Source organism: Asticcacaulis taihuensis (genome assembly GCF_900100255.1).
Lineage (GTDB): Bacteria > Pseudomonadota > Alphaproteobacteria > Caulobacterales > Caulobacteraceae > Asticcacaulis > Asticcacaulis taihuensis.
In genome coordinates this window covers 1446478-1471759 of sequence record NZ_FMTS01000001.1, presented here as the reverse complement: position 1 = coordinate 1471759, position 25282 = coordinate 1446478, and the positions used below count along the sequence as shown (strand labels likewise).

Below are 25282 nucleotides of genomic sequence, written 5' to 3'. Positions count from 1 at the left end.
ATGAAACCTTCCGCATCGAGATGCGCAAGGACGGCAAATGGACGCCGATCCTGACGCGCAAGATCGACGCCAAGGCGCATACCTTCGCGCCGTTTCTGGCCGGTCTGGGGCGCGACGGCCAGTCCCTGCTGATCCTCGATGCCGCCGATCCCGGCGCGGACGGCCCGCGCCGCTTCCGCTATTACGAACTGGCGGCCGATGGCAAGCTGTCGGCGCCGCTCGACGAAGACGCCGCGCAGGACCGGCCGATCTTCAATCCGGAGAGCGGCGCCCTGTCCGGCTTTGCCCATGATGGCGAGATCACCACCTACACCTTCTTCGATCCTGACCTGGCGGATATCTACCGGCACGCGCTCGATACGGCGCCGGGCCAGTCCGTGCGTGTCGCTGCCATGGGCCGCGATCCGGCGCAGATGATCCTGTTCGCCCAGGGCGGTGACGATCCCGGCTCGTGGCACTATTATGACTTCGCCACCGGCAAGCGCGTCGATATCGGCAGCCAGTATCCGTCGGTGCCGGCCGAATGGGTGGCGTCGCAGCGGCAGGTCCGCTACACCGCCGCCGACGGTCTGGCGATATCGGCGCAACTGACCCTGCCGCCGCAGGGCGAAGCGAAGCACCGGGCGCTGGTCGTGCTGCCGCATGATGGCCCACTGTGGCACGACGGACGCGGTTTCAACTGGCTGGCCCAGGTATTGGCGTCGCGCGGTTATGTGGTGCTGCAACCCAATTACCGCGGCTCGGAGGGCTATGGTGCGGCACTGACCGCAGCCGGCAAGGGCCAGTGGGCCGGGCGCAGCTTGAGCGACATGGCTGATGGCGTGCGCTATCTGGCGGCCCAGGGGATAATCGATCCGAAGCGGGTCTGCATCGCCGGTGAGGGCTATGGCGGCTATGCGGCGCTCAAGGGTGCAGAAGGCGGGCCCTATCGCTGCGCCATCGCCATCAACGGCATCTCCGACCCGGCGGACTATCTGAAGACGGCGAAACAGAACGCCGTGGCTGACGAAATTGCCGCGCTCAGGGCCGATCCGCAAGCGCAGCGGGCCTTCATGGCTGATGCCCGTTCACCGGCGCTGGTGCAGGGCTATTACGGCAGCCAGACACCGGCGGCCATATCGGCGCCCTCGGTCAAAGCGCCGGTTTTGCTGGTCGCCAGTCACTACGACAAGGCCGTGCCCGCCGACCAGAGCCGGTCTCTGCGCGATCGCCTGCAAAAGGCCGGCAAGACTGCCAGCTATACCGAACTGCCCGACTGCGGCCACGACCTCGCCACCGAAGCCTGCCGCCTGCAAACCGCGCAGGCCGTGGTTGATTTCCTCGCCGCGAATAATCCGGCAAGGTAGGACCGATATCCGAGGTGAAGACACCATGTCTTGTGTCTTCACCTCGGAACGGAGTGATTAGCCGGAAATCCCGGCCCTACTGCCCGAAAGACAGGTTTTTGCTGAAGAAGGGCATCAGGTGATTCTGGAAGCGGTCGGCCACATTACTGACGTGGTTGCCGCTATAGACCTCCAGATCATTGGCAATGCCATAGCTTTCGAGCGTTTCATGCAGTTTGACCGTGTCGGTTTTCAGGCCGTCCTGGTCGCCGACATCCATCGCAATGGCGCGGTATTGCCGCAGGTTTGAGATATATTGATCTATCATGGCGAGCGGGGCATTGGCGGCCCATTTGGCGATAACGTCCGGCTGCGGCTGCCCGTCTTTCACCGGCAAATCCAGATAGAGTGGCGGGTTCTTCGGATTCGGTGACCACGCTGCCGCCGAGGCCAGGGTCGCGCGTTCGCCCCAACCCAGCTTGCTGGCCTCATCCAGGGATTTGACGGCTTCGATGGCTTTCAGCGCTTCGGCAGGTGGGGCACCGCGCGCCGACATGCAGCAGGGGCTCATGATATAGAGCGCGCCGAAGACCTCTGGATATTTCATGCCGATGCGCGTCGTGCCGTATCCGCCCATCGAGTGTCCGGCAAGGCCGCGGCTGGTACGGTTCGGTATGGTGCGGTAATGGGCATCAATATAGGCGACCAGGTCATGGGCGATGAAGCCTTCAAAATTGCCTGTGGTCGCCGAGTTCGAATACATCGAGCCATTGTGAACCGTGCGCGAGTTAGGCAATACGACAATCATGTCTTTCGCGCCATTGGCAAAAGCGCCCTCGATCGTCTGGGGCGTCTTGATTTCATTCGTCCACATTTCATTGCTGATCGAATAGCCGTGGAGGGCATAAACGACCGGATATCGCTTTTGAGGATGGCTGTTATAGTCGGGCGGCAAATAAACGATGACATCGCGGTCCGGCGATTCTCCCTCCAGATTGCCTTCCAGAGCAGCGCTGTGAACTTTTATCTTCTCAACAATCACCTTGGGGGCGCCGGCCACGACCGGGGGCACGACGGTGGGAGGAGGCGACGGTTGCTGGGCCAAGGCGGGCATGACCAAACATAATGAGGTTGCGGTTGTGGCGAGCAGGTGCCGTAATGTCCTGGATAGCATGGGGTCTCCCTTTTCATTCGCCCTGTTCGGGCCTGTTATTTTGGTAAGTCTGCGTTTTAATGCGGCGACGCGACCAAAGGTCTCTGCCTGGTCGGGGGCACGGATAAAGCGGTATCAAATTAACTCAGACATTTTATATTTGTAAAGGCGCATTTGCGCGAGGCGCATCATCGCGGGCGTCTTTTTCCGGCAGTGTTGCGGGTCAGATATAAATAAGCTTTCATATTTGGTACCTGTTGCCATATTGTGCTTTGACCGCTCAAATAAAAAAGCGGAGCCAGGTTTAGCGCCGAAAAAACAGGGATAATCGCATGGGTTCAACGAAAAATTTCGCCGTTAATCGCAGACATCTTTTGCTCGCGGGCGCGGCCACGGCGGCCTCGGGTATCTCATGCGGCCGGGCGCTGGCCCGATCAAAGACGATACCGGATTTTACAGCCCCTGTAGCCGACGGAACGCTCGAAGTTTTCGCCTTGTCCGACCGGGCCGTGCGGGTGCGCTTTGTCCCCGCCGCCAGTCTGAGACCGCCGGAAAGCGCCATACTCTTGCCGCAGGTGCAGCCGGCACAACCCCGGCTGACAAGAACGGCACAAGGACACCGTATAGCCCTGGCGCATATCCGCTGTGACTGGGATAATGCCAGCGAAACCCTGAGTTTTCATGATGCGTCCGGGAACCTGCTTTTGAGTGAAGCGCCGGGGAAAAGGCGTATCACGGCGGCTCAGGTCAGGGGGCGGTCCACGCTTGCAGTATCTCAGGCCTTTCTTTCGCCGGAGGATGAGCGGCTTTATGGCACGGGCTGTTTCCAGGACGGACACCTGAATATCCGGGGGCTTCCCAGGCGGCTGACCCAGGTGAATACCCAGATCAGCCTGCCGTTTGTCCTGTCCAGCAAGGGATATGGACTGCTGTGGCACAATACCGGCCTGAGCGAATATAACCGGCCGGACAGGGCCGTCACGCTTGAACGGTCGCAGATTGACGGCCAGGCGGAAAAGGCCAATGTCACGACAACAGGCGGCAATGCCCAGGTGACGCGCCGCATGGCCACCTATACGGGCCGTTTCGATATCGAAAAGGCCGGGCCATTCGCCTTTCAGCTCGATATCGGCCGCAAGATGGCGTCGCGCCATTATGTCGAGATCGATGGTGTCGCCTGCAGCGATTTCAGTAATCTCTGGCTGCCGCCAACGACCAGCTTCATTACCGAGCTATCAGCGGGATCACACGAGATCCGTGTGGTCGCTAACGAGACCGATGCACCCTCGATCCGCTTTGACGCCGTCACCGACCAGACCCTGTGGCAATCGCCGGTCGCCGAAGCGATTGATTATGTGGTGATAGCCGGCCCCACGGCCCCAGAGGTCATGGCTGGCTATCGCGATCTGACGGGGGGCACTCCGATGATGCCGGTGTGGGCCTATGGCTATATCCATTGCAGGGAACGGTTTCATTCCTCCAAGGAGATATTGGCAACCGCGGCGGAATTCCGGAAAAGAAAGCTCCCGGTCGATGTCATGGTTCAGGACTGGCAATACTGGGGCAAACATGGCTGGAACGCCATGCAATTCGACGAGGCGAATTATCCCGATCCCGCCGAACTGGTTCGTGATCTTCACGCCTTGAACATGCGCTTTATGCTGTCCGTCTGGTCGAAGATTTCGCGTGACACCGAACTGGGCAAGGCGTTCGCGCAGAGAGGTTACTATATTCCGGATACGGACTGGGTCGATTTCTTCAATCCGAAGGCAGCCGCCTTCTATTGGCAGAACCAAAGCCAGCGATTGGCCGCCCTGGGCATAGACGCCTGGTGGCAGGACGCCACGGAGCCGGAAAATGACGATCTCGATGGCCGCGATACGGCCGCTGGTGCGGGGGAAGGGGTGCGGCTCATCTATCCGATTCAGGTGGCGCGAACGGTTTATGAAGGTCAGAGACGCGATTATCCGCAGCGCCGGGTGATGGTATTGACACGCTCGGCCTTCATCGGTCAGCAGCGTTTCGCCGCCGCCACCTGGTCAGGCGACATTGGCAACGACTGGGAGACACTGAAGCGGCAGATTCCGGCCGGTCTCAACATGGCGGCGGCCGGGTATCCATACTGGACGGTGGACGCGGGCGGCTTCTTCCGGCCCGGCGACGGTCAATATACCGATCCGGCCTATCATGAGCGGTTTATCCGCTGGTTCCAGTACGCCACCTTCCTGCCCCTGCTGCGGGTCCATGGTTACATGACCGATACGGAGTTCTGGCGGTATGGCGAAACGGTTGAAGCCATATCAAGAAAATTCCTGGAACTGCGCTATCGGCTCCTGCCCTATACCTACAGTCTGGCGGCCGAAAGTAACCGCAAGGGGCTGCCGATCATCCGGCCGCTGGTTTTCGATTTCGGCCATGACCCGAAGGCGCTCGATGAGACGCATACCTATATGTTCGGTTCGGCCCTGCACGTGGCCCCGGTTCTGAAGCCTGATGTGGCGCGCTGGGAGGTTTATCTGCCCCAAAGCGCCGGAGGCTGGGTCGATGCGTGGAGCGGTGAAAAACGCGAGGGGGGGAGGTCGCATGAGGTTGATGCGCCGCTGTCTCAACTGCCCCTGCATTTGAAAGCCGGCGCGATCATACCGCTCGGCTCTGTGATTCAATCTACAGCGGATATCAGGCGCGAGACGCTCGATCTGCTGGTCTGTCCCGGGCAGGATGGCGCTTTTACGCTGTATGAAGATGACGGCCTGACCTACGCATACGAGCAGAAGGCCTGCAGCCGCATTGACATCTCATGGGATAATACTCGGCAGCGCTTAAGGATTGGTGCCCGTCAGGGGCAATTCAAGGGGATGCCGGCCGCGCGGCAGTTCAACATCCGCCTTGCCGGGGGCGGGAATACACTCGCGGCTCTATCTGAAGGTCGCCTGATTGCGTATCACGGCCAGGCGATAGCCGTCGATCTGTCGTAAGATAGGCCCGGCACGCCCGCGGCAGGCAGGCGTGCCGGGACAAGACTTAAGCCTTGGGTTTCAGATAACCGTGCATCCCCAGCCACCGGGCAAAGGCGTCAAACCAGCCGGTGCTCGTGGTTTCCTTCTGATACATGCCAAAGCCATGTCCGCCCTGCTCATACAGATGAAACTCAACCGGACGCTTGGCCGCGCGCCAGCTATCGATCAGGCCGAATCCATTGTTGGCGAAGAAGGGATCGTCAGACGCCAGGGCAATGAAGAGGGGCGGGGCGTCGGCCGGCACGGTGACGGCGGTCAGGGGGCCGTAAATATCGCCGATAAAGGCGGGCTTGGCGTCCTGTCCGTAAAGGGCGGTCGACAGGGTCAGCATGGCGCCGGCGGAGAAGCCGACCATGCCGATACGGTCAGGGTCGACATGCCATTCGCCGGCGCGGGCGCGGACCAGGGCGAACGCCGCGCGGGCGTCAGCGATCTGAGGCGCGAGCATCACGGACGGGTCTTGTGAAGCCGGTCGCGGCCGGGCGGCTCCCGAGAACATTTCCGTCATGGAGCGCTCAAAACCCGGCATGTCCTCGGGAGTCGGATTGAGGCGATATTTCAGCACGAAGGCCGCTACGCCCTTGTCGGCCAGGGCCTTGGCAACATCCCATCCCTCGTTTTCCATGGAAAGTGTGCGGAAACCGCCGCCAGGCGCCACAATAACAGCCGCGCCAGTCGCCTTCGCCGGATCGGGTAGAAAGGGCGTCAGGGTGGCCACCGTTACGTTCCGGGCAAACACACTGCCGTACTGGCTGTGCCAGGCTTCCTTGGCGGTGGCGCCGGGCAAGGGGCCGGTGTCGAGCGTGATAGCGCCTGGCTGTGCCGGCGTGGCGATCGGCACCATCTTGTCATCTGCCGCGTTCGCCGACGATGAGGCCAGGCATGATGCGCCGATTAAAACGGTAGCAAAACAGGCACTCGCCGCTCGTAACAGCCTGTTTATGTAAGGGCTAATTCTCAATTCCATGACATTTCCTCCAAATTTATTTATGAAAAGCACAGCCGCATGTAAAACATGGGGCAGGCTATCCGTGATTGGCCAATCGGTTTTCCGCGCTTCATTTTGTTGGTGACAAGATCACGCAAAGGTGGCACTTTTGGCGATGGTAACGCTATCATAAAATTTTAAGGATGCAAGGCGCACGGCCTGTGATCCGCAGGAGGGGGTAAGGAAGGCGGGTAAAAGGCATTGTTGGTCGGGAGTTTTGGACAATGATTTCCGTTTATAAAAATGCTTTTAATTGTCTGACAGATGCGATATTCAACCTTAAAACAGTCCGGACGGGCTTGATGGGATTGAAATGCTTTCGGTTTGTGCCCGCGCTTTAGGGCGAAGAAATACCGGTAGGTTTCATGAGGAAGCGATTGAGTGGCCCCTCACCTGTCTCAAAAAATAAGCGACGTGAGAGTCGTACAGGGAGATTAAAATGTCTTACAAATCGCGCCGCGGCGCGACAGGGTTATGGGCTGGCTTGCCAGCAGGCTTCAGGCCGGCTGCAAAGGCCAATAGTGCAAGCTCGCAAAAGGCTGAGACCCTTAAGGGGTCGGTTTCGCCAGGCGTGACGACAGGGCATGCTGACCGCTTCCAGTCCCATCCTTTCAACTGATCCGTTAAGTCTGTCCCTCGACGCCGAGCGGTTATGTCGACGTCGAGGCACAGACTTAACAGACCCTAGAGGAAAGTCATGCGTCATACGCTTCTCTGCGCCCTTGCCATCTTATCCGCCGTGCCCGCCTCAGGGGCGTTCGCCCAGGAAAAACCGGCGCCAATCGCCCTGACGCTCGACGTCAGCAAGGCGGGGCCGACGATCGATCGTCACATTTTTGGCCAGTTCGCTGAGCATCTCGGTGAGGGCATCTATGGCGGCATCTGGGTCGGCAAGGACTCGTCCATTCCTAATACGCGCGGCATTCGTAACGATGTGGTAGCGGCGCTGAAGGACTTGCATGTGCCGAACGTCCGCTGGCCGGGCGGATGTTTCGCCGACGAATATCACTGGCGCCGCGGCATCGGCCCGGAGCGCAAGCCATCTATGAACGCCAATTGGGGCGGCGTCATCGAGCCCAACACCTTTGGCACCGATGAGTTCTTTGATTTTATCGGTCAGATCGGCTCCGAAGCCTATGTTTCGGTCAATGTCGGCTCAGGCACGCCCGGCGAGGCGGCGGAGTGGATGGAATACATGACCGCCGACAAGGCCGACGGCATTGGGGCCGAGCGGGCGAAGAATGGTCATGAGGCGCCTTATAAGGTCGCGTTTGTGGGTCTTGGCAATGAAAGCTGGGATTGCGGCGGCGCGATGACGCCGGATTTCTATGTCGACCTGATGAAGCTGCACGCCCGCTTCGTGCGCAACTATAATCCGGCCCAGACCATGAGCCGCATCGCCGTTGGCCCCAGTGGCGGAGATACGCCCTATACCGAAGCCGTCATGAAGGCCTGGAAGGATCATAGCTGGGCGTGGAACATCGAAGGCCTGTCACTGCACTCCTACACAACGGGCGGCGGTTTCCCGGTGTCGCAGAATTCGGCTGATTTCGGCGAGAAGGAATATGCCGTGATGCTCAAGGACACCCTGGGTATGGAGGATCTTGTCAAGAAGCACGGCGCGATCATGGACAAGTACGACCCGGAAAAGAAGATCGCCCTGGTGGTGGACGAGTGGGGCGCCTGGTATGCGGCCACACCCGGCACCAATCCCGGCTTCCTGATGCAGCAGAATACGCAGCGCGACGCGGTCCTGGCGGCGCTCAACCTGAATATCTTCGCCCGTCACGCCGATCGTGTCCGGATGGCCAATATCGCCCAGATGATCAACGTGCTTCAGGCCATGATCATTACCGATAAGGACAAGATGCTGCTCACCCCGACCTATCATGTCTTCCACATGTATGTGCCGTTCCAGGATGCCACCTTTATTCCGGTCAACTTCGATGCCGGCAGCTATGCCTATGGCGGCGTCACCCTGCCGCGTGTCGACGCCATCGCGGCGAAGGGCAAGGACGGCAAGACCTGGGTGGCGATCACCAATATCGACCCGGAAAAGCCGGCGACCTTCGATCTGTCGGCGGCGGGGCTGAAGGCGGGCAAGGCCGTGGGGCAGACCCTTACGGCGGCCAAGATCACCAGCGCCAATACGTTTGACAAGCCGAATACCGTTTCGCCGAAGCCGGTTACGGTCAAGGCGTCTGGCGGACACTTCGCCATCACCGTGGCGCCCGCTTCGGTGACGGTTGTCTCGCTGGAACAATAAACGTCTGAGGACATGGCCTGACCGGGCCATAAGCAAGGGAAACGGCGCGATGAACAGGACGGTTTTGTGGCTGACGGCTGGTATGCTCGGTTTGCCGATCACGGCAATGGCAGCGCCTCAGCTCGATCTGTTATATGGGGATCATGCCGTTATCCAGCGTGGCCGACCGGTATCGATTACCGGCTCGGCAACGTCCGGTGAGACGGTCACCGTCAAGCTGGGAGAGAAAAGTGCTGCGGTCGTTTCTGACGGCGCAGGGCGGTTCACAGCCCGCTTTGATCCGATTTCAGCGGCGGGGCCGATTGCCCTGAGCGTCGAAAGCGCCACCGGAAAAGCCGCCTCCGAGGATGTCCGAATAGGGGATGTGTTTTTGTGCTCGGGGCAATCGAATATGGAAATGCCGGTCAGGGGCGCGCAGGATGCCTTTGGCCAGGCGTTTTCATCGGCCGATCCGGACCTGCGGCTCATGACGATCGAAAAGAAAGTCTCTTACGCGCCGGATGAGACATTCGCCCGTCCCGCCGCGTGGCAGGTGGCCGGTCCCCAGAGCGTCATGGATTTCTCGGCAAACTGCTATTACATGGCCAAAGAGCTGCGCAAAAGCGAAGGCGTGCCTATCGGCGCCATCAACAGCAGTTGGGGCGGCACCCAGATCAGTCCGTGGATGGGCGAGAGAGCGCAGGCGGCCGCAGGCCTGGGCGCGCGGTCGGAGTTGCTCAGGCTCTACAGTCACGATCCCGGCGCGGCCGCCCTGGTGGCAAACGGCATATGGGAGACCTGGTGGCGCCAGAATACCGGTGACAAGACGGGGAGTGAACCCTGGCAGCCCCAAACGCAACTGACCTGGAAGCCGGTGCCGGCGATATCCGTCTGGCAAAAGTGGAGCGATCCGGCGCTGGCCAGCTATGTCGGCATGGTCTGGTTTCGCCGTGACATTGATGTGAGCGCCGCAGATGCCGGACAGGCGGCCGTGCTTAGCCTTGGTGGGCTTGATGACCTCGGTATGGCCTGGATCAATGGCAAATCGCTGGGCAATACGGCCGATACCGGGCCAATGAAGGCTTTCACCGTGCCCAAGGGCATTCTCAAGCCCGGCCGGAATGTCATTATCGTCAATATCAACAACACCTATGCCGATGGCGGCATGAGGGGACCGGCCGATGCCATGAAGCTGGCGCTCGACAACGGCCATGCCCTGCCACTGGCCGAGGGATGGCTTTATTCGATCGCCCGGCAGACGCCTAAAAATCCGCCGCACACGCCTTGGGAAGATATGGGCGGCGCCGGTACGGCCTATAATGGCATGATCGCGCCGCTGGGTGCCTATGGCCTGAAGGGCGTGGCCTGGTATCAGGGCGAATCCGACACGGATTTTCCGGGGTATGAAAAACGGCTGAGCGCGATGGCGACGGATTGGCGCCGCCAGTTTGCGCAACCCGATCTGCCGTTCGTCATCATCGAACTGTCGGGCTATGGCCCGCCCGCCGTGACACCCGGCGAGAGCGGCTGGGCCAATGTGCGCGACGCCCAGCGCCGGATGACGGAAAATGACGGCCATGCCGCGTTTGTCTCGACGATTGATCTCGGCGACCCGCTGGATATTCACCCCGGAGAAAAGCATGAGGTCGGGCGGCGCATGGCGCGGGCCATGCGGGCCCTGGCTTATGGTGCCGCTACCCCTGCCTCCGGGCCGCGGATTGCTACCGCCACCCTGAACGGCAATGAGGTTATTGTCCGCTTCACGGATGTTACCGGTGTGCTCAATACGCGCAGCAGCCATGTGGCGATCGGCTTTGAACTCTGCGGGGATGCACCAGATACCTGCCGGTATGCGACGGGAGTTGTGGACGGGGCTAATGTTCGACTGAGCGGAGACGGCCAGCCGGTCACGCGGGTTCGATATGCCTGGGCCGATTATCCGGTTGTCAATCTGTTCGACGCGGCGCAGTTGCCGGTCAGCACCTTTGAAACCCCCGTCGCAAAGTGACACCTATGAAACCACGATCCGAACACCTGTCACGCCGCGATGTGCTGTCGGCCACGGCCGCGCTGGCCATGGCTTCATCCGTCGCCACCGCGAAACCGCCGGTAAAAAACAGCTATAACAACGCGCTGTGGTATAAACAGCCGGCCCGTTTCTGGGAGGAGGCCCTGCCGCTGGGCAATGGCCGACTGGGCGCCATGATCTTTGGCCGGGTGGCGCAGGAACGTATCCAGCTTAATGAGGATACCCTGTGGTCGGGCGGGCCTTACTCGGCGGATAATCCCGAGGCTTACGCCGCACTGCCTGAGGTTCGCCGTTTGATTGCTGAGGGGGAATATAAGGCGGCGACGGATCTCGCCAGCCAGAAGATGATGGGCCGCCCCTTGTCCCAGATGGCCTACGGCACCTTGGGGGATGTGCTGCTGACCTTTGAAGGAGCAGTAAAACCGGCGCAATATGAACGCAGGCTTGATCTGGCCACCGCCATAACGACGACCACCTATTCCAACGGCAAAGGTCATAAGGTTCGGCGTGAAGCCTTCGTATCGTCACCGGATCAGGTCGTGGTCATGCGCATGGAAGGAAAGTCACCCGACATTGGTTTCGATGTGACCTGGCGCGGCCCGCGCTCGGTCCAAATTCCCGGCCCCGTCTATGCCGGTCATGATGCCAAGTTGACGCCGCCGGTGACGACCGACTGGATAATGACGGAGCCTGCCGAACCTTTGCCGGAAGGCGTCGCGCTCGCCTCTGACGGCGCCGGGGCGATCCTGTGCACCGGGCGCAATGAAAAAGGCGACACGATACCAGCGGCGCTAACCTATGCCTTCCGGGTGAAGATTCTGTCCGATGGTCAGGTGACCTTCCAGGACGGCAGGTTACAGGTGCGCGGAGCGAAAACGGTGACCCTGTTGATTGCCGCGGCTACGAGCTTCGTGAATGACCACGACGTCACTGGTGATCCGGTGGCAAGGGTGCGGCAACAGACGGCCGCGGCCGCGCTGAAATCCTACGAGGCTCTGAAACGTACGCATCTGGCGGACTATCAACCCCTTTTCCAGACGGTTACGCTTGATCTGGGGCATGGCGCGGCCGATCTGGAACCGACAGACCAGCGGGTGCAGAAGGCCGCCACGACCGATGATCCGGGGCTCCACGCGCTCTATTTCCAATATGCACGATACCTGATGATTTCTTCATCGCGTCCGGGCACGCAGGCGGCGAACCTGCAGGGCATATGGAACGAATCCACCACGCCGCCATGGGGCAGCAAATACACTATCAACATCAACACCGAGATGAACTACTGGCCGGCCGATCCGGCGGGGCTTGGTGTTTGCGTCGAGCCGCTCATCCGGCTGGTCGAGGAACTGGCGGTGACCGGCGCGAAAACGGCCAGGGCGATGTACAATGCCCGTGGCTGGATGGCGCACCACAATACCGATATCTGGCGGGCCAGCGCGCCTATCGATGGCCCCATGTGGGGGCTGTGGCCTTGCGGCGGGGCGTGGCTGTGCAACAGCCTGTGGGATCACTACGATTACAGCCGCGAAAGCGCCTTGCCGGCACGTCTTTACCCCTTGATGAAGGGGGCCTCGCTGTTCTTCCTTGATACCCTGATCGAGGACCCGAAAGGACGCGGCCTGATCACCTCGCCGTCGCTTTCGCCTGAAAATCAGCATCCGTTCGGCTCCTCCCTGTGCGCCGGGCCGGCGATGGACCGTCAGATCATCCGCGACCTGTTTGCCCATACGATCGTCTGTGGGCAACTGACGGGCGAAGACGGTGGTTTTCTCGCTCAGTTGAAGCAGACGCACGATCGTCTGGCGCCGGACCGGATCGGTCAGGCCGGCCAGTTGCAGGAATGGCTGGAGGATTGGGATGCGGGGGCGCCGGAACAGCAGCATCGCCATGTCTCACATCTGTACGCCGTCTATCCGAGCGACCAGATCAATGTCCGCGATACGCCGGACCTGATCCGCGCCGCGGAAAAAACCCTCGCCGTTCGCGGTGATATGGCCACGGGCTGGGGCACCGCCTGGCGGCTCTGCCTGTGGGCGCGGATGGGCGAGGGCGATCACGCCTATCGCATTCTCAAGGATCTGGTGGGGCCGCAGCGCACCTATCCCAACCTATTCGACGCCCACCCACCGTTCCAGATCGACGGCAATTTCGGCGGCGCGGCCGGCATCATGGAAATGCTGCTGCAATCGTGGGGTGGCGATATCCGGGTGCTTCCGGCCCTGCCATCCGCCTGGCCGACCGGCGAAGTGCGCGGGCTCAAGGCTCGCGGCGCTTTCACGGTTGATCTGGCGTGGCGCGACGGCGCTTTGACGACCTGCATGCTTAAGGGAACGCCCGGACAGACCGCCCGCCTGATTTATCGAGACCAGAAAAAAACACTGACGCTCGGTCCTGACGGGACCGCGCGTCTGACGGTTTAACCCAGCGGTTTCCGCGAAGCCGAATTGAAATTGAAACGACGAGCGAACATGATGAAGACCATATCCGTTGAAAGTCTGCTGAAAGCCGTCCTGATCGGCAGTACGGCGTTGGGTGCGTCCTTGTTGATCGCCGCTACTGGCGCAAATGCCGCCGGGACATCGGCGGCGCTGTCAACCGAAACCTGGACCGCTGATAACGGCGATGGCAGCTACACCAATCCCATCTTCTATGACGAATTTTCCGATCCGGACGTGATTAAGGTCGGCGACTGGTTCTATCTGACCGGCACGACCATGCACACCATGCCCGGCCTGCCGGTGTTGCGATCCAAGGACCTGGTCAACTGGGAATTCCTCTCCTATGCGGTGGACAAACTCGATCTCGGCCCCGAATACCGGCTCGAAGGCGGCAATATCTACGGACGCGGTATCTGGGCGCCGAGCTTCCGTTATCATAACGGCACCTTCTATATCTTCTCCAACGTCAATGGCCGGATGACCCAGATATTTACGGCCACCGACCCGCGTGGGCCGTGGACGCACCGGGAGATGAAGCGGTCGCTGCATGATCTGTCCGTCTTGTTCGATGATGACGGGAAAGCCTATGTAGTCTGGGATTACCAGGCCATGCACATCGCGCAGCTGACCGATGACCTGACCGATATCGTGCCGGGCACGGAAAAGGTCCTGTTCGATAAGGAGGCCGGCATGGGTGAAGGCGCCCATTTTTACAAGTTTGACGGCAAATACTACATATTGAGCGCCAACTATGCCGGTCAGATGCGGATGTCGGCTGCGCGAGCGGATTCGGTTTACGGCCCCTACGAAGTCAATCGGTCGATCAGCCAGGGCGAGGACTATGGCCTGGTGCGGGGGTATCGTTTGAACGGCAAGCCACCTCCTTTTGTCCTGTCTCCGCCGGACCCATCGGCGCGTGAAAGCCTGTCGCTGCATCAGGGCGGCATTGTCCAGACGGATAAAGGTGAATGGTGGGGCATGTCGATGATGGATTCCAATTCCATCGGACGGCTTGTCAATCTGTCGCCAGTCACATGGAAGGACGGCTGGCCCTATTTCGGCTTGCCTGGAAATCTCGGCCGGACGCCCAGGACCTGGCAAAAGCCCAGGGTGGATACGCCTCAGCCCGTAAAAGTACCTTTCGAGCGGAGTGACAGCTTTGCGGAAAGTACACTCAAACCCATCTGGCAATGGAACCATGTGCCGGTCGATGGCCAATGGTCGCTGGCGGAGCGTCCAGGCTTCCTCCGGCTGCATACCCTGCCGGCCAAATCCTTCTGGGAGGCCCGCAACAGCCTGACCCAGCGCGCCATTGGCCCTGAGTCGGAACCCACGGTCTCGCTTGATGGCGCACATCTTCAGACCGGAGATACGGCGGGCCTGGCCTTGCTGAACTACCCCTATGCCTGGATCGGACTCGAGAAGACGGCGGAGGGGCTGAATCTGACCGTATTCGATCAGACCTCAGGGCAGTATACGCGCATCAAGGCGCCGGCCGCCCAGATTCTGTTGCGGGCGGACTGCGACTTCATGACGGAAAAGGCCCGCTTCAGCTACTCGGTTGACGGCAAGACCTTTACGCCCCTGGGCGATCCCTTCACCATGGTCTTTCAACTCACCACCTTCCAGGGCGTGCGCTATGCCCTGTTCAGCTTCAATGACCAGGGCAAGGCAGGCGGGTATGCGGATTTTGACCGTTTCGATCTCTATCAGAAACACCCGCATGGCACGATGACGCCGATCCCGTATAAGAGCCGCATCCAACTGACCTCACTCGGCAGCGGCAAGGGGCTGGGCGTCAAGGACAACGCACTGGCCGCTGGGGCGCCCGGCGAATTTGATGTGCTGAATATGGGGACTGGCCGGGTTGCCCTTCAGACCGGCGACCGGTTTGTCAGCGTGAACGGGGCTGGTGAGGTTTCTTTGAAAAAGGGACCGCCGGGGCCAGGTGAGACCTTTCAGTGGATCGAGACCCTGACAGGCGAACTCACCCTCATGTCCCTGGCCAATGACCGCTTCCTGCGAATTGATCCCGCGACGCTTCAGGTGATCGCCGATAGCGCCGGCCCCCTGCCGGATGGCACGGATGGGGTGAGATTCGGCTGGCATAAGGCGTCAGGAAATGGCGGCGGGGGGCGGTAACACGCCTCCTTTGCCTTTCCGAAGAAAGCAATGCCTGCGTGCGATCCTGCTTTTTCCGGAGACGGCGATGGCCGGTGAGGCACGGCGCCGGCCTTATGTATATTTCGGGCGGGATTTGGATTTTCACTCAGCTTCACGCGCATGAGGACAAGATGAGCCTTGTACGTCAATTGTCATATATGATAATTGCTGCCTTATAGAAAATTTGATGAGTTGAGTCTTACCCAATGAAAACTGTAGTCTGTGAAAAGCCTTTCGCTCTGGCCATTGAGGATCGGCCCCTGCCACAGCGCAAACCTGGCGAGGCCAAGATCCGCATCCGGCGCGTCGGTTTGTGTGGCACCGACTATCATATTTTCGCGGGTAATCAGCCATTCCTCGCCTATCCGCGCGTTATGGGACACGAACTGGCCGGAGAAGTGGCGGAAGTGGATGCAGGCTCGCCCTTGCAGGTCGGGCAGGTGGTCACCATCAATCCCTACTTGCCCTGCGGTACCTGTGTGGCGTGTCGCAAGGACAAGCCAAATTGTTGCGTTAATATTCAGGTGCTTGGCGTCCACATCGATGGCGGCATGACCGAGTTCCTCTGTGTCCCCGCTGATGCCGTGATTCCGGCGGACGGCCTTTCACTGGATCAGGCGGCAATGGTAGAATTTCTCGCCGTCGGAGCACATGCCGTCAGGCGTGGCGCGGTTACCGAACAGGACAGGGTGCTGGTCGTGGGCGCGGGCCCAATCGGCATCGGCGTGGCGCTTTTCTGCCAGTTTACCGGTGCGGCGGTGACGCTGATTGACACAAGTTCTGAGCGTCTGGATTACGCGCATCTTAAAGTCGGGATCAAACATGTGAGGGCGCTTGGAGAGGGGCTGCCTGACTTCCTTAAAGCGCAAACAAACGGCGACTTTTTTGATGTCGTGTTTGATGCGACGGGGAGTGGCCAGGCGATCGAAAAGGGTTTTTCCTATGTCGCCCACGGTGGCCGATATGTTCTGGTCAGTGTGGTGAAAAACACAATTTCCTTTTCGGACCCGGAATTCCATAAACGGGAAACCACACTCCTCGGGAGCCGCAATGCGACGAAAGAGGACTTCGATCACGTGATCTCGAAAATTCGCTCGGGCGAAATCCCCAGCCGCATTCTCAATACGCACAATTTTGATCTGACGGATACACCGGTGGTAATCAAGGAACTGATCGAGAACCAGGGCAAGGTATTAAAGGCAATCGCGAACCTGTAATTCGCTGTCTTTGCCTGAGATAAGGTCAGGTGGCTCTCTTATATTTGATTTTGCGATGCCGTGGCGGCATCAAAATACCTCTCCGTGACCGCATTTTTGCGTTTGTAAAGTCAGACAAATCGTCTTTTCAAGTTCGCTTTTCTATGGTAGCGCTATCAGAAAGACGGCTTGACCAATAATAAAGTCCGCAAAACTGCGAACAGGGAGTCCAATATGAACTATGCCCAACCGGCGCGCATTTGTCGTGGCCGCAACATTGCCTTAACCGCACTCGCCCTTGTTATGTCGGTCGTCGCACAGACGCCGGCCCAGGCGCAAAATCCACTCGACGGGCAAGGTTATCATGATCTGGCTCTGTCTCCGGAACAGCGGGCCGCCGATCTGGTCTCGCACATGACTCTGGAAGAAAAAACCGCCCAGCTCATCAATGACGCACCGGCCATACCGCGCCTGGGAATCCGCGAATATAACTGGTGGAACGAGGGGCTGCATGGTGTGGCCGCCGCCGGCAATGCCACCGTCTTCCCCCAGGCCGTGGGGCTGGCCGCTACCTTCGACACGCCGCTGATCCATCAGGTTGCCGATACGATCAGCACTGAATTTCGCGCCAAGAACCTGGAACATCTTCATCGCTTTGGCGGCTCGGACTGGTTCCGCGGGCTGACCGTCTGGTCCCCCAATATCAACATCTTCCGCGATCCGCGCTGGGGCCGGGGACAGGAGACCTATGGCGAAGATCCATACCTGACCTCGCGTATGGGCGTCGCTTTCGTCGAAGGGCTGCAGGGTAACGATCCGGTCTATTACCGTACCGTGGCCACGCCCAAGCATTATGCCGTCCACAGCGGACCTGAATCCGGCCGTCACCGGGATAATGTCAACCCCTCGCGTTACGACCTGGAAGACACCTATCTGCCTGCCTTCCGCGCCACGATCACCGAAGCCAAGGCCGGGTCGATCATGTGCGCCTACAATGCCATCGATGGCGAGCCTGCCTGCGCCAATACCGATCTGCTCGTCACGCACCTGCGCAAGGACTGGGGCTTCCAGGGCTATGTGGTTTCGGACTGCGACGCGGTGGGTGACATCTATTACAAGACCTCCCATCATTACAGCGCCACGCCCGAAGAGGGCGTCACCGCCGCCTTCAAGGCCGGCACGGATCTTATCTGCGGCAACGCCAATGAGGCCGACCACCTGACCAGCGCCGTGCGCAAGGGACTGCTGCCAGAAGCGACCCTGGATACGGCTCTGGTGCGCCTGTTCACCGCGCGCTTCAAACTGGGGCAGTTCGATCCGGCGCCAAAGGTTTTCCCGTCAATTACCGCGGCAGATTACGATACCCAGGCCAATCGCGACCTGTCACAACGCGTGGCAGAATCCGCCATGGTTCTGTTGAAGAATGAAGGCAATCTGCTCCCGCTCAAGTCCGAGCCGCGCTCGATCGCCGTGATCGGTCCGAATGCGGACTCCATCGACTCCCTGGTCGGGAATTATAATGGCGATCCGTCCCATCCCGTGACGGTTCTGGCGGGTTTGCGGGCGCGATTCCCCAATGCGGAAATACACTATGCGCAAGGGTCTGGCCTGATTGATCCGATGATGTCCGTCGTACCGGACGATGTCCTGTGCCGGGATAAGGATTGCACGGCAAAAGGCGTAAATGTCAGCCGCTTCAACTCCCACGACGTTTCGGGAACGCCGGCCGCGACCTCAACGGACACGGGCGTTCATCAGGCCTGGAGCGGCGAGCAACGCAGCGGCGCCATACGTTTTGAAGGCTATCTGACCGCGCCTGAAAGCGGCGAGTATCGCTTCCGCTATGACGCGAACGGCGGCTATCGCATCTGGGTCAATGACAAGCTGGTGGTCGATGCCTGGCGCGTCGACTGGCGGCCGTCCACAGCCACCGGCAAGGTCAGCCTTGAAGCCGGCAGCCGCAATTCCATCCGCGTGGAATCTTTCCAGCGTGAGGCGAAAGGCGACGAAAAGCTGTTATGGAGCATCCCGTCCGACACAGGTGCTCAGGCCGCCGTGGCGGCAGCTAAGGATTCGGACCTGGTCGTATTCACGGCCGGTCTGTCTCAACGCCTCGAAGGCGAAGAGATGCACGTTGATGCGGTGGGCTTCTCCGGGGGCGACCGGACGAGTATTGACCTGCCGCTCGTTCAGCAAAAGCTGCTTGAGCAGGTGAGCGCCGTCGGCAAGCCCGTTGTTCTGGTGCTTGTTAATGGAAGCGCGCTGGGTGTCAACTGGGCGGACGAACATGTGCCAGCCATTGTTGAGGCCTGGTATCCCGGCGGTCAGGGCGGTGCGGCCGTTGCTCGCCTCATCGCCGGCGATTACAGCCCGGCGGGGCGCCTGCCGATGACCTTCTACCGCTCGGTTGACCAGTTGCCGGCCTTCAATGATTACAGCATGAAGGGCAGGACTTACCGGTACTTCAAGGGTGAAGCCCTTTATCCGTTTGGCTACGGCCTGTCCTATACGCAGTTCCGGTATGCGCCGGTCAAGCTTTCCGCCAGCCGCGTGCGCGCCGACCAGGCCTTGACCGTGTCAACGCAGGTCAGCAATACCGGCGGCGTGGATAGCGACGAAGTTGTTCAGCTCTATCTCAGCCACCCTGATATTGCCAATGCGCCGATCCGCGCGCTGGAACGCTTTGAACGCATTCACCTGAAAGCCGGGGAGACCAAAACGGTCAGCTTTACGCTCGACAGCCGCGCCCTGAGCACGGTTGAGGCGGATGGCACGCGTTCGGTCAAGGCCGGTAAGGTCAATATCTGGGTTGGCGGCGGCCAGCCCGATAACCGCAAGGGGCTGGCGAAAGCCGCCGGCGCTTCCGCTACCGTCACGGTGACCTCTCACCTGACGCTGGCGCCTTAGCGCAATCCGATAAAGTGGAAACCACTTTATCGGATAAATTGCGCGACAAACAAAAGCCTGGAGCGGGCGTTTTGATTCTATCAAAATGCATCCCGCTCCAGCGCAATCCGCAATTCCGGGGTCAAAGACAGTAAAATCAAAAAACAGGGAAAGAATTGTAACTATGAAAAAGACGGATCTGTCGCGCCGCAGCGCCTTAACCAGCCTGGGTGCCCTGAGTTTTGCCATCACCGTGCCCGCCTACGCGGCCAGCGGATCTGCGATCGGTGCCACGATTGATACCGGCCGTCTCGGGGCGCCCATTTCCCCCTTCATCTATGGCGGTTTCATTGAGCACATCGCCGACCTGATCAATGACAGCCTGTGGAGCGAGGTCCTGGATGACCGCAAGTTCTACTGGCCGGTGGTCAAGCCGGAGCCTGCACCGGCTGCCGCCGGTGGCCGCCGGCGCAGCCCGGCCCGGAAGTGGCACCCGACGGGCAGTGACGAAACCGTGAGTATGGACCCCAAGGGGGCCTATGTCGGCGCGCATAGCCCCGTGATTCATCTGGACGGGGACAATGCTCTGGGTATCTTCCAGTCTGGTCTGGGACTTGGCAAACAGGCCTATACCGGTCGCGTCGTCGTGGCGGCCGATCCGGGCGTGGCAGTGACCGCGACCCTGATCTGGGGCGATGGTCCGGCCCAGCGGCAGAGCGTCAGCATTGCGACGTCTGGCGACTGGGCGACCGTGCCGCTCGCCTTCGATTGCGGGGCTGCTACCTTGGATGGCCGCCTGGAAATCACCGGTACGGGCACGGGCAGGTTCCGCATCGGCGCCGTCTCCCTGATGCCGGCCAACAATATCGCGGGATTCCGTCCGGATGTCATCGCGCGCCTGCGCGAGATGGACTGCAAGATCATGCGGATGCCCGGCGGCAACTTTATCTCCGCCTATGACTGGCACTTTACGATCGGTGACCGCGACAAGCGTCCGCCGATCCTTGATCCGGTGTGGAATTTCGCCCAGCCCAACGATGTGGGCATTGATGAACTGCTCTACATGGCGCAGCTTATCAAGGCGGAACCCTACTGGTGCATCAGCACCGGCTTCGACTCACCGCGGTCGGGCGCTGAAATTGTCGAATATATCAACGGCGCAGCCACGACCGAATGGGGCGCCAAGCGGGCGGCCAATGGTCATCCCGAACCCTGGGGTGTCAAGTATTGGGATGTCGGCAATGAGATGTATGGTCACTGGCAGATGGGACACATCGCGCCCGAACAGTATTACGTAAAGCACAATCTGTTCGTCGATGCCATGCGCGCGGTAGACCCGACCATCTATATCGCGGCGCCCGGCGGCTTTGCCGACGAGATGACGACCGGCCAGGGCATCTTTATTGAAGGCCAGCCGCAGGTCGCCATCGGTTCTGAACGCGACTGGGCCTATGGCATGTTAAAGAATTGTATGGGCCGCTTCGATGCCCTCCAGACCCATGCCTATCCACCGGAAAACAAGCACTACGACCTCTCGACCGGCAAGCTGGTCGATATTCAGCCGTCGCTCAATGAATGGTCGCGCGGCATGGCGCAGCGCATCCAGACCATGGCGGATTGCTGGGACGCTTACAAGAAAGCCTTCCCGGTGCTGAATGACGGCAAGATTAAGGTCTTCTTCGACGAATGGGCCTATCATTTTGGTGCGGACTACAAGGGATGCCTCGCCATCGCCTCCGGATTCCATGAATTTTTCCGCCACACCGATTTCATCGAAGCGGCCGGATACACCATGGCGACAGGCTGGCTCGATATTTCGCCCACGGATTCGGTCATCAGTGCCACCGGGCGGGTGTTCCAGCTTTATAACCAGCATTTCGGCGTCATCCCCGTGGCCGTCACCGGCACATCGCCCGTTCCGCCGCCGAAGTATCCGATCGGCGGCGATCAGCCGAGCGTCAATACCGGCAGCGCCACCTGGCCGGTGGATGTCTCCGCGGCGCTGACCGCCGACCGCAAGTCGCTGATTGTCTCAGTGGTCAATGCAAACGAGGCGGTTCAGACCCTCAAAATGACGATCAATGGCGTGTCTCCCGCAAAAGCGGGCCGAACCTGGCGCCTGGCCGCGCCGGGACTGGATGCGCAAAACAAGGTCGGGGCCGCCCCCCAGGTGACCATACAGGAAGGTCAGTTCAATCCGCGTGCCGGCACGCTGACCCTTCCGGCCACCAGCATTACGCTGTTTGAGTATAAACTGGCATAATCATGCAAAGTCCAGCGCGCCTGGTTTGGCCACGGCGCGCTGGCCTTGCGCTGATGCCCAATGCATAAAACCCCTTGCTTCAAACCTTTCGACTGCGTGTTTGAAGGGTTTTCATTTCATTATTATTGATTTTAGAGTACATCGGCCGGTACATCATACGACACAACAATCCATAAATGATGTCCCTGGCGTCATAAAAACGGGCGAAAATAGTCAGAACTGGTTTGAATAATTTTCGTCAATGCATTTTTAAATGACTGATAAAAAAGAAAAATTTATAGATAGTAATTATAACCGATTTTCGGTTGCGCCGATGATGGACTGGACGGACCGGCATTGCCGTGCCTTCCATCGCACTCTGACGCGTCACGCATTGCTCTATACGGAAATGGTCACCACCAAGGCGGTGATCCATGGCGACCGTGAACGTCTGCTGGGTTATAGTGAAGTTGAGCACCCCGTCGCCTTGCAGCTTGGTGGTTCAGAGCCGGATGAACTGGCTCAGTGCGCGAAAATCGCCGAGGACTGGGGCTATGAAGAGGTCAATCTGAATTGCGGCTGTCCGTCTGACCGGGTGCAATCCGGGGCGTTCGGCGCCTGCCTGATGCGTGAGCCGCAACTTGTGGCCGAGTGTATGCAGGCCATGATCGAGGCGACAGACTTGCCGGTGACCGTCAAGTGCCGCATCGGTGTCGATGACCAGGAACCGCGCGACAGCCTGTTCGCCCTTGTGGAGGCTTGCGAAAAGGCCGGTGTCACCTCATTCGCTGTCCATGCCCGCAAGGCATGGCTGAAGGGTCTGTCGCCCAAGGAAAACCGCGATGTCCCGCCGCTCGACTATGAACTGGTCTATGAGCTGAAGCGCGCCAAATCACATCTGACTATCGCCATCAATGGCGGCATCGGCACTTTGGAAGAGGCGCGGGCCCATCTGACGCACGGCGTTGACGGTGTCATGCTCGGTCGCGCCGCCTACCATGAACCGGCCCTGCTCGGCCAGGTGGATCGGCTGTTTTTTGGTGCTGAAACGGATGTGGGGCCCTTCGAGGCGCTGGATGCCTATCGCCCTTATATGGCCGGCCAACTGGCCATTGGGGTGCCTTTGTCGCACATGACGCGGCACATGCTGGGCGTGATGCATGGCCTGCCGGGGGCAAGGGCTTTCCGCCGCATCATGACGGTGGAGTCGATTGCGCCGGGGGCAGGTCTTGAGGTGCTGGACCGGGCGATTGCCGCAGTGCGCGAGGCGCTGGCGGCGGTCGAGGCGCGCCGCGAAGCTTACGAACAGATCAGGGATGCAGGATAAGGCTCGACGGCGTGGCTTCAAAGCGTGACAGCCGGCCGAGATAGCTCATGCCGAGCAGGGAGGTTGTCAGCCCGTCCTTGACGACCATGGCATCGACATTGCGCACCGTGCTTTGGCCGATCCCGACTACGCTGAGATTGACCGTTGCGGCATAGGTCTTGCCGTTGGCGGTGGTGACTTCTCGATCATAGGTCAGGCTTTTGGCGTCAAAACCGAGGCGCTGGGCATCGGCCGGGGTGAGGGCCACGACCGTGGCGCCAGTATCGACAAGGAAGCGCACGGCACGGGTATTAACCGTCGCATTGGCCCAGAAATGGCCGTCCTTCGCCTTGGGGATGGCGGTGACATGGGTATTGGTAGTTGTGTTCACGTCAATAGAGCTGGTGGCCTCGGTCGCGGCAAAATCAGCCTGGGGTGTGTGCTGGCCCAGCGACAGAACCCCTGTGCCGGCCAGGACGGCGCAGAAGACGGCGCTGCCCAAAACGATCGCTGACTTGAACATGAAACTGACACTCCGCGCCATTCCGGCCTGAAGCGACCGGAGAGTCCTTTTGACCCTTTGCGCATCCTATCCAAAGAGGGTTGCTTTATGATGAATCAAATGAAAAGGCGATATTTGTTAAAATGAGTAAACTTGAATCGCTCGCATCGACATTAAAAGACATAAAATCAATATATTATATTTATTTATAAAAATATTTTGTTCCGTGTTCGGATTAGTTCTTGCAATGGGAGAATTTTCTGACATAGTTAATTCACGACGCGACGACGACTGAGAGGGTGAAAACCCCTGCGAGCTGCGCCGCGTCTTCTGGTCCATTCATGCATTTGGAAAAGGAGACGCAACCCATGCAAGACCAAGACAAGAAGCAACACGCCATGACTTCCTTCGCCCTGTTCGGCGGGCTTTTCGGTAGTCCGCGCAGCAAGGAATCCCGCGCGGTCAGTCGTCCGCAGGACTTCAAGCCGATCAATCGGAAGTAGATAAAAGGCGATGCGCCTTTTATCGAATCCGAAATACAAAACCCCTCGTGAGCAATCACGAGGGGTTTTGTCTGAAGTTAAAAAATCTTCAGGCCGTTTGGCCAGGTTTTAATTGGCGGCCAGCTTGACGCCGGCCTTGGCCTCGGCGGCGGCCATGTTCGGGCTGGACCTGTTGACCTTCGTGGTGGCGCCCGAACCGTCGGCGCCGAACTTGGCCGACAGTTCGACCCAGTAGAGGCCGTCGGCGGCCAGGAAATTATATTTGTAATCGACCTGGTAGCTGCCGGCGCGGAATTCGCAGGCTTCGATATTGACCATCTGTTTGCCGGTGACGGCGACGACCTTGGATACGGCGGTCTTGCCGATGCCGGCGGCCAGCATACCTGCAGTGGCTTCCTGGTCATCCGTGCAGGGGGCAGCGTGGGCGGCGGCGGCCGACAGGGTCAGGATGGCGGCGGCCACGAAAAGGGTCTTCTTTATCATTTTGTTTCTCTCCTTGAGGTTCTTCAGGGTAAGACCAATGTTATACGAGAGAGGAAAACATTAAGTTAAATCAGGCGAAAAGCCTTTCTTAAGGAAGTTTAACGGCAACGGCCGTGATGCCTTGAGGTCAAACAGGCGAAGGTTAATGGCCGGCGAGCGACCAAAGAGGCACAAAAAAAGATGCGGAAAAAATCCGCATCTTTTTCATTTTCCGCAAATATGAAGGCCCAAAGCCTTCCTATTCGTTTTAGTTGGCGGCGAGCTTGACGCCGGCCTTGGTCGAGGCGGCAGCCAGGTTCGGGCTCAGGCCGCTGAACTTCATGTCGGCGACCTGACCGCCGGAGACCTTGGCGGTGCCGGTGACCCAGTACAGGCCGTCCGAACCGATGACGTTGAACTTGAATTCCGAAACCAGGGCGCCGCCGGCGGCGTCGCAGGTTTCGAGGTTGATCATCTTCTTGGTCTGCGTCGGCACGACCGGGGCGATCTTGGCGCTGGCGGCGGTGGCGATGGCCTTGCCGACCATGGTTTCCTGGCCTTCATCGCAGTCCGCGAAGGCTTGGGTGGTGACGAGGGCGAAGGAGAGAGCGAGGGCGCCGGCCAGGAGGGCCTTGGAGGTCGAGGTTTGCATTTTGCAACTTTCACGCAGGTTTTTACAACAGGGTTCTGAGGGGCCAGGAGGAGGTTCTGTCAGGCCCGTGCAAACTGTATACGACCGAAGGTTTAATATCGCGTGAATCATGCCGCAAAGCGATATGGTTAAAATTCCATTAAAAAACGGAGACACTTTTCAGTGTCTCCGTTTT

16 protein-coding genes are annotated in these 25282 nt (G+C 59.5%); 11 read left to right on the top strand and 5 right to left on the bottom strand.

Translation table 11 applies throughout. The features are described from left to right. Positions 1-1346 (top strand): alpha/beta hydrolase family protein (locus tag BLO49_RS06875; RefSeq protein ID WP_139159631.1); only part of this gene is annotated, 1346 nt, incomplete at its 5' end. Positions 1347-1422: 76 nt separating this feature from the next. Here BLO49_RS06875 and BLO49_RS06870 read toward each other — a convergent pair. Continuing rightward, on the bottom strand, positions 1423-2439 hold the full coding sequence (locus tag BLO49_RS06870; RefSeq protein ID WP_090646251.1) for an alpha/beta hydrolase: 1017 nt from the start codon (positions 2437-2439) through the stop codon (positions 1423-1425). A 371-nt stretch (positions 2440-2810) separates the two neighbouring features. Between BLO49_RS06870 and BLO49_RS06865 the strand changes: the two genes are divergently transcribed. Further along, entirely contained in the window at positions 2811-5453 is a 2643-nt protein-coding gene (locus tag BLO49_RS06865) for a glycoside hydrolase family 31 protein (RefSeq protein WP_090645871.1), read from the top strand. Between the two features lie 46 nt (positions 5454-5499). On the opposite strand, the gene BLO49_RS06860 is transcribed toward BLO49_RS06865, so the two are convergent. After that, entirely contained in the window at positions 5500-6339 is an 840-nt protein-coding gene (locus BLO49_RS06860; protein ID WP_245678889.1) for an alpha/beta hydrolase, read from the bottom strand. An 841-nt stretch (positions 6340-7180) separates the two neighbouring features. Between BLO49_RS06860 and BLO49_RS06855 the strand changes: the two genes are divergently transcribed. From BLO49_RS06855 to dusA, 8 genes are all read left to right on the top strand, one after another. Further along, a complete protein-coding gene (locus BLO49_RS06855; RefSeq protein ID WP_090645865.1) occupies positions 7181-8749 on the top strand; it encodes an alpha-N-arabinofuranosidase in 1569 nt (522 codons plus the stop codon). A 49-nt stretch (positions 8750-8798) separates the two neighbouring features. Beyond that, a complete protein-coding gene (locus BLO49_RS06850) occupies positions 8799-10736 on the top strand; it encodes a sialate O-acetylesterase (protein WP_245678888.1) in 1938 nt (645 codons plus the stop codon). Between the two features lie 5 nt (positions 10737-10741). Next, positions 10742-13177 (top strand): glycoside hydrolase family 95 protein, encoded by a 2436-nt coding sequence (locus BLO49_RS06845; protein ID WP_090645863.1) that lies wholly within the window; start codon positions 10742-10744, stop codon positions 13175-13177. Positions 13178-13225: 48 nt separating this feature from the next. Continuing rightward, entirely contained in the window at positions 13226-15337 is a 2112-nt protein-coding gene (locus BLO49_RS06840) for a glycoside hydrolase family 43 protein (RefSeq protein WP_245678887.1), read from the top strand. Between the two features lie 227 nt (positions 15338-15564). Continuing rightward, positions 15565-16575, top strand: a complete 1011-nt coding sequence (locus BLO49_RS06835; RefSeq protein WP_090645860.1) for a zinc-binding alcohol dehydrogenase family protein — start codon at positions 15565-15567, stop codon at positions 16573-16575. Between the two features lie 213 nt (positions 16576-16788). Beyond that, entirely contained in the window at positions 16789-19461 is a 2673-nt protein-coding gene (locus BLO49_RS06830; RefSeq protein ID WP_342670330.1) for a glycoside hydrolase family 3 protein, read from the top strand. Positions 19462-19624: 163 nt separating this feature from the next. After that, positions 19625-21703, top strand: coding sequence for an alpha-L-arabinofuranosidase (locus BLO49_RS06825; RefSeq protein WP_090645858.1), 2079 nt, complete (start codon positions 19625-19627; stop codon positions 21701-21703). Positions 21704-21956: 253 nt separating this feature from the next. Then, positions 21957-23009, top strand: a complete 1053-nt coding sequence (gene dusA / locus BLO49_RS06820) for a tRNA dihydrouridine(20/20a) synthase DusA (RefSeq protein WP_090645855.1) — start codon at positions 21957-21959, stop codon at positions 23007-23009. On the opposite strand, the gene BLO49_RS06815 is transcribed toward dusA, so the two are convergent. Beyond that, positions 22993-23511 (bottom strand): TIGR02281 family clan AA aspartic protease, encoded by a 519-nt coding sequence (locus BLO49_RS06815; protein ID WP_090646240.1) that lies wholly within the window; start codon positions 23509-23511, stop codon positions 22993-22995. The two genes, dusA and BLO49_RS06815, sit on opposite strands and share 17 nt — an antisense overlap. 347 nt (positions 23512-23858) lie before the next feature. Here BLO49_RS06815 and BLO49_RS18665 point away from each other — a divergent pair, with 347 nt between their 5' ends. Continuing rightward, positions 23859-23993: a hypothetical protein gene (locus tag BLO49_RS18665; protein WP_281187214.1), complete on the top strand. Its 135-nt coding sequence runs from the start codon at positions 23859-23861 to the stop codon at positions 23991-23993. A 108-nt stretch (positions 23994-24101) separates the two neighbouring features. On the opposite strand, the gene BLO49_RS06810 is transcribed toward BLO49_RS18665, so the two are convergent. Next, on the bottom strand, positions 24102-24476 hold the full coding sequence (locus tag BLO49_RS06810) for a hypothetical protein (RefSeq protein WP_090645853.1): 375 nt from the start codon (positions 24474-24476) through the stop codon (positions 24102-24104). Positions 24477-24723: 247 nt separating this feature from the next. Continuing rightward, complete coding sequence (locus BLO49_RS06805) at positions 24724-25107, bottom strand: hypothetical protein (RefSeq protein ID WP_090645850.1); 384 nt, start codon at positions 25105-25107, stop codon at positions 24724-24726. Positions 25108-25282: the final 175 nt, after the last annotated feature.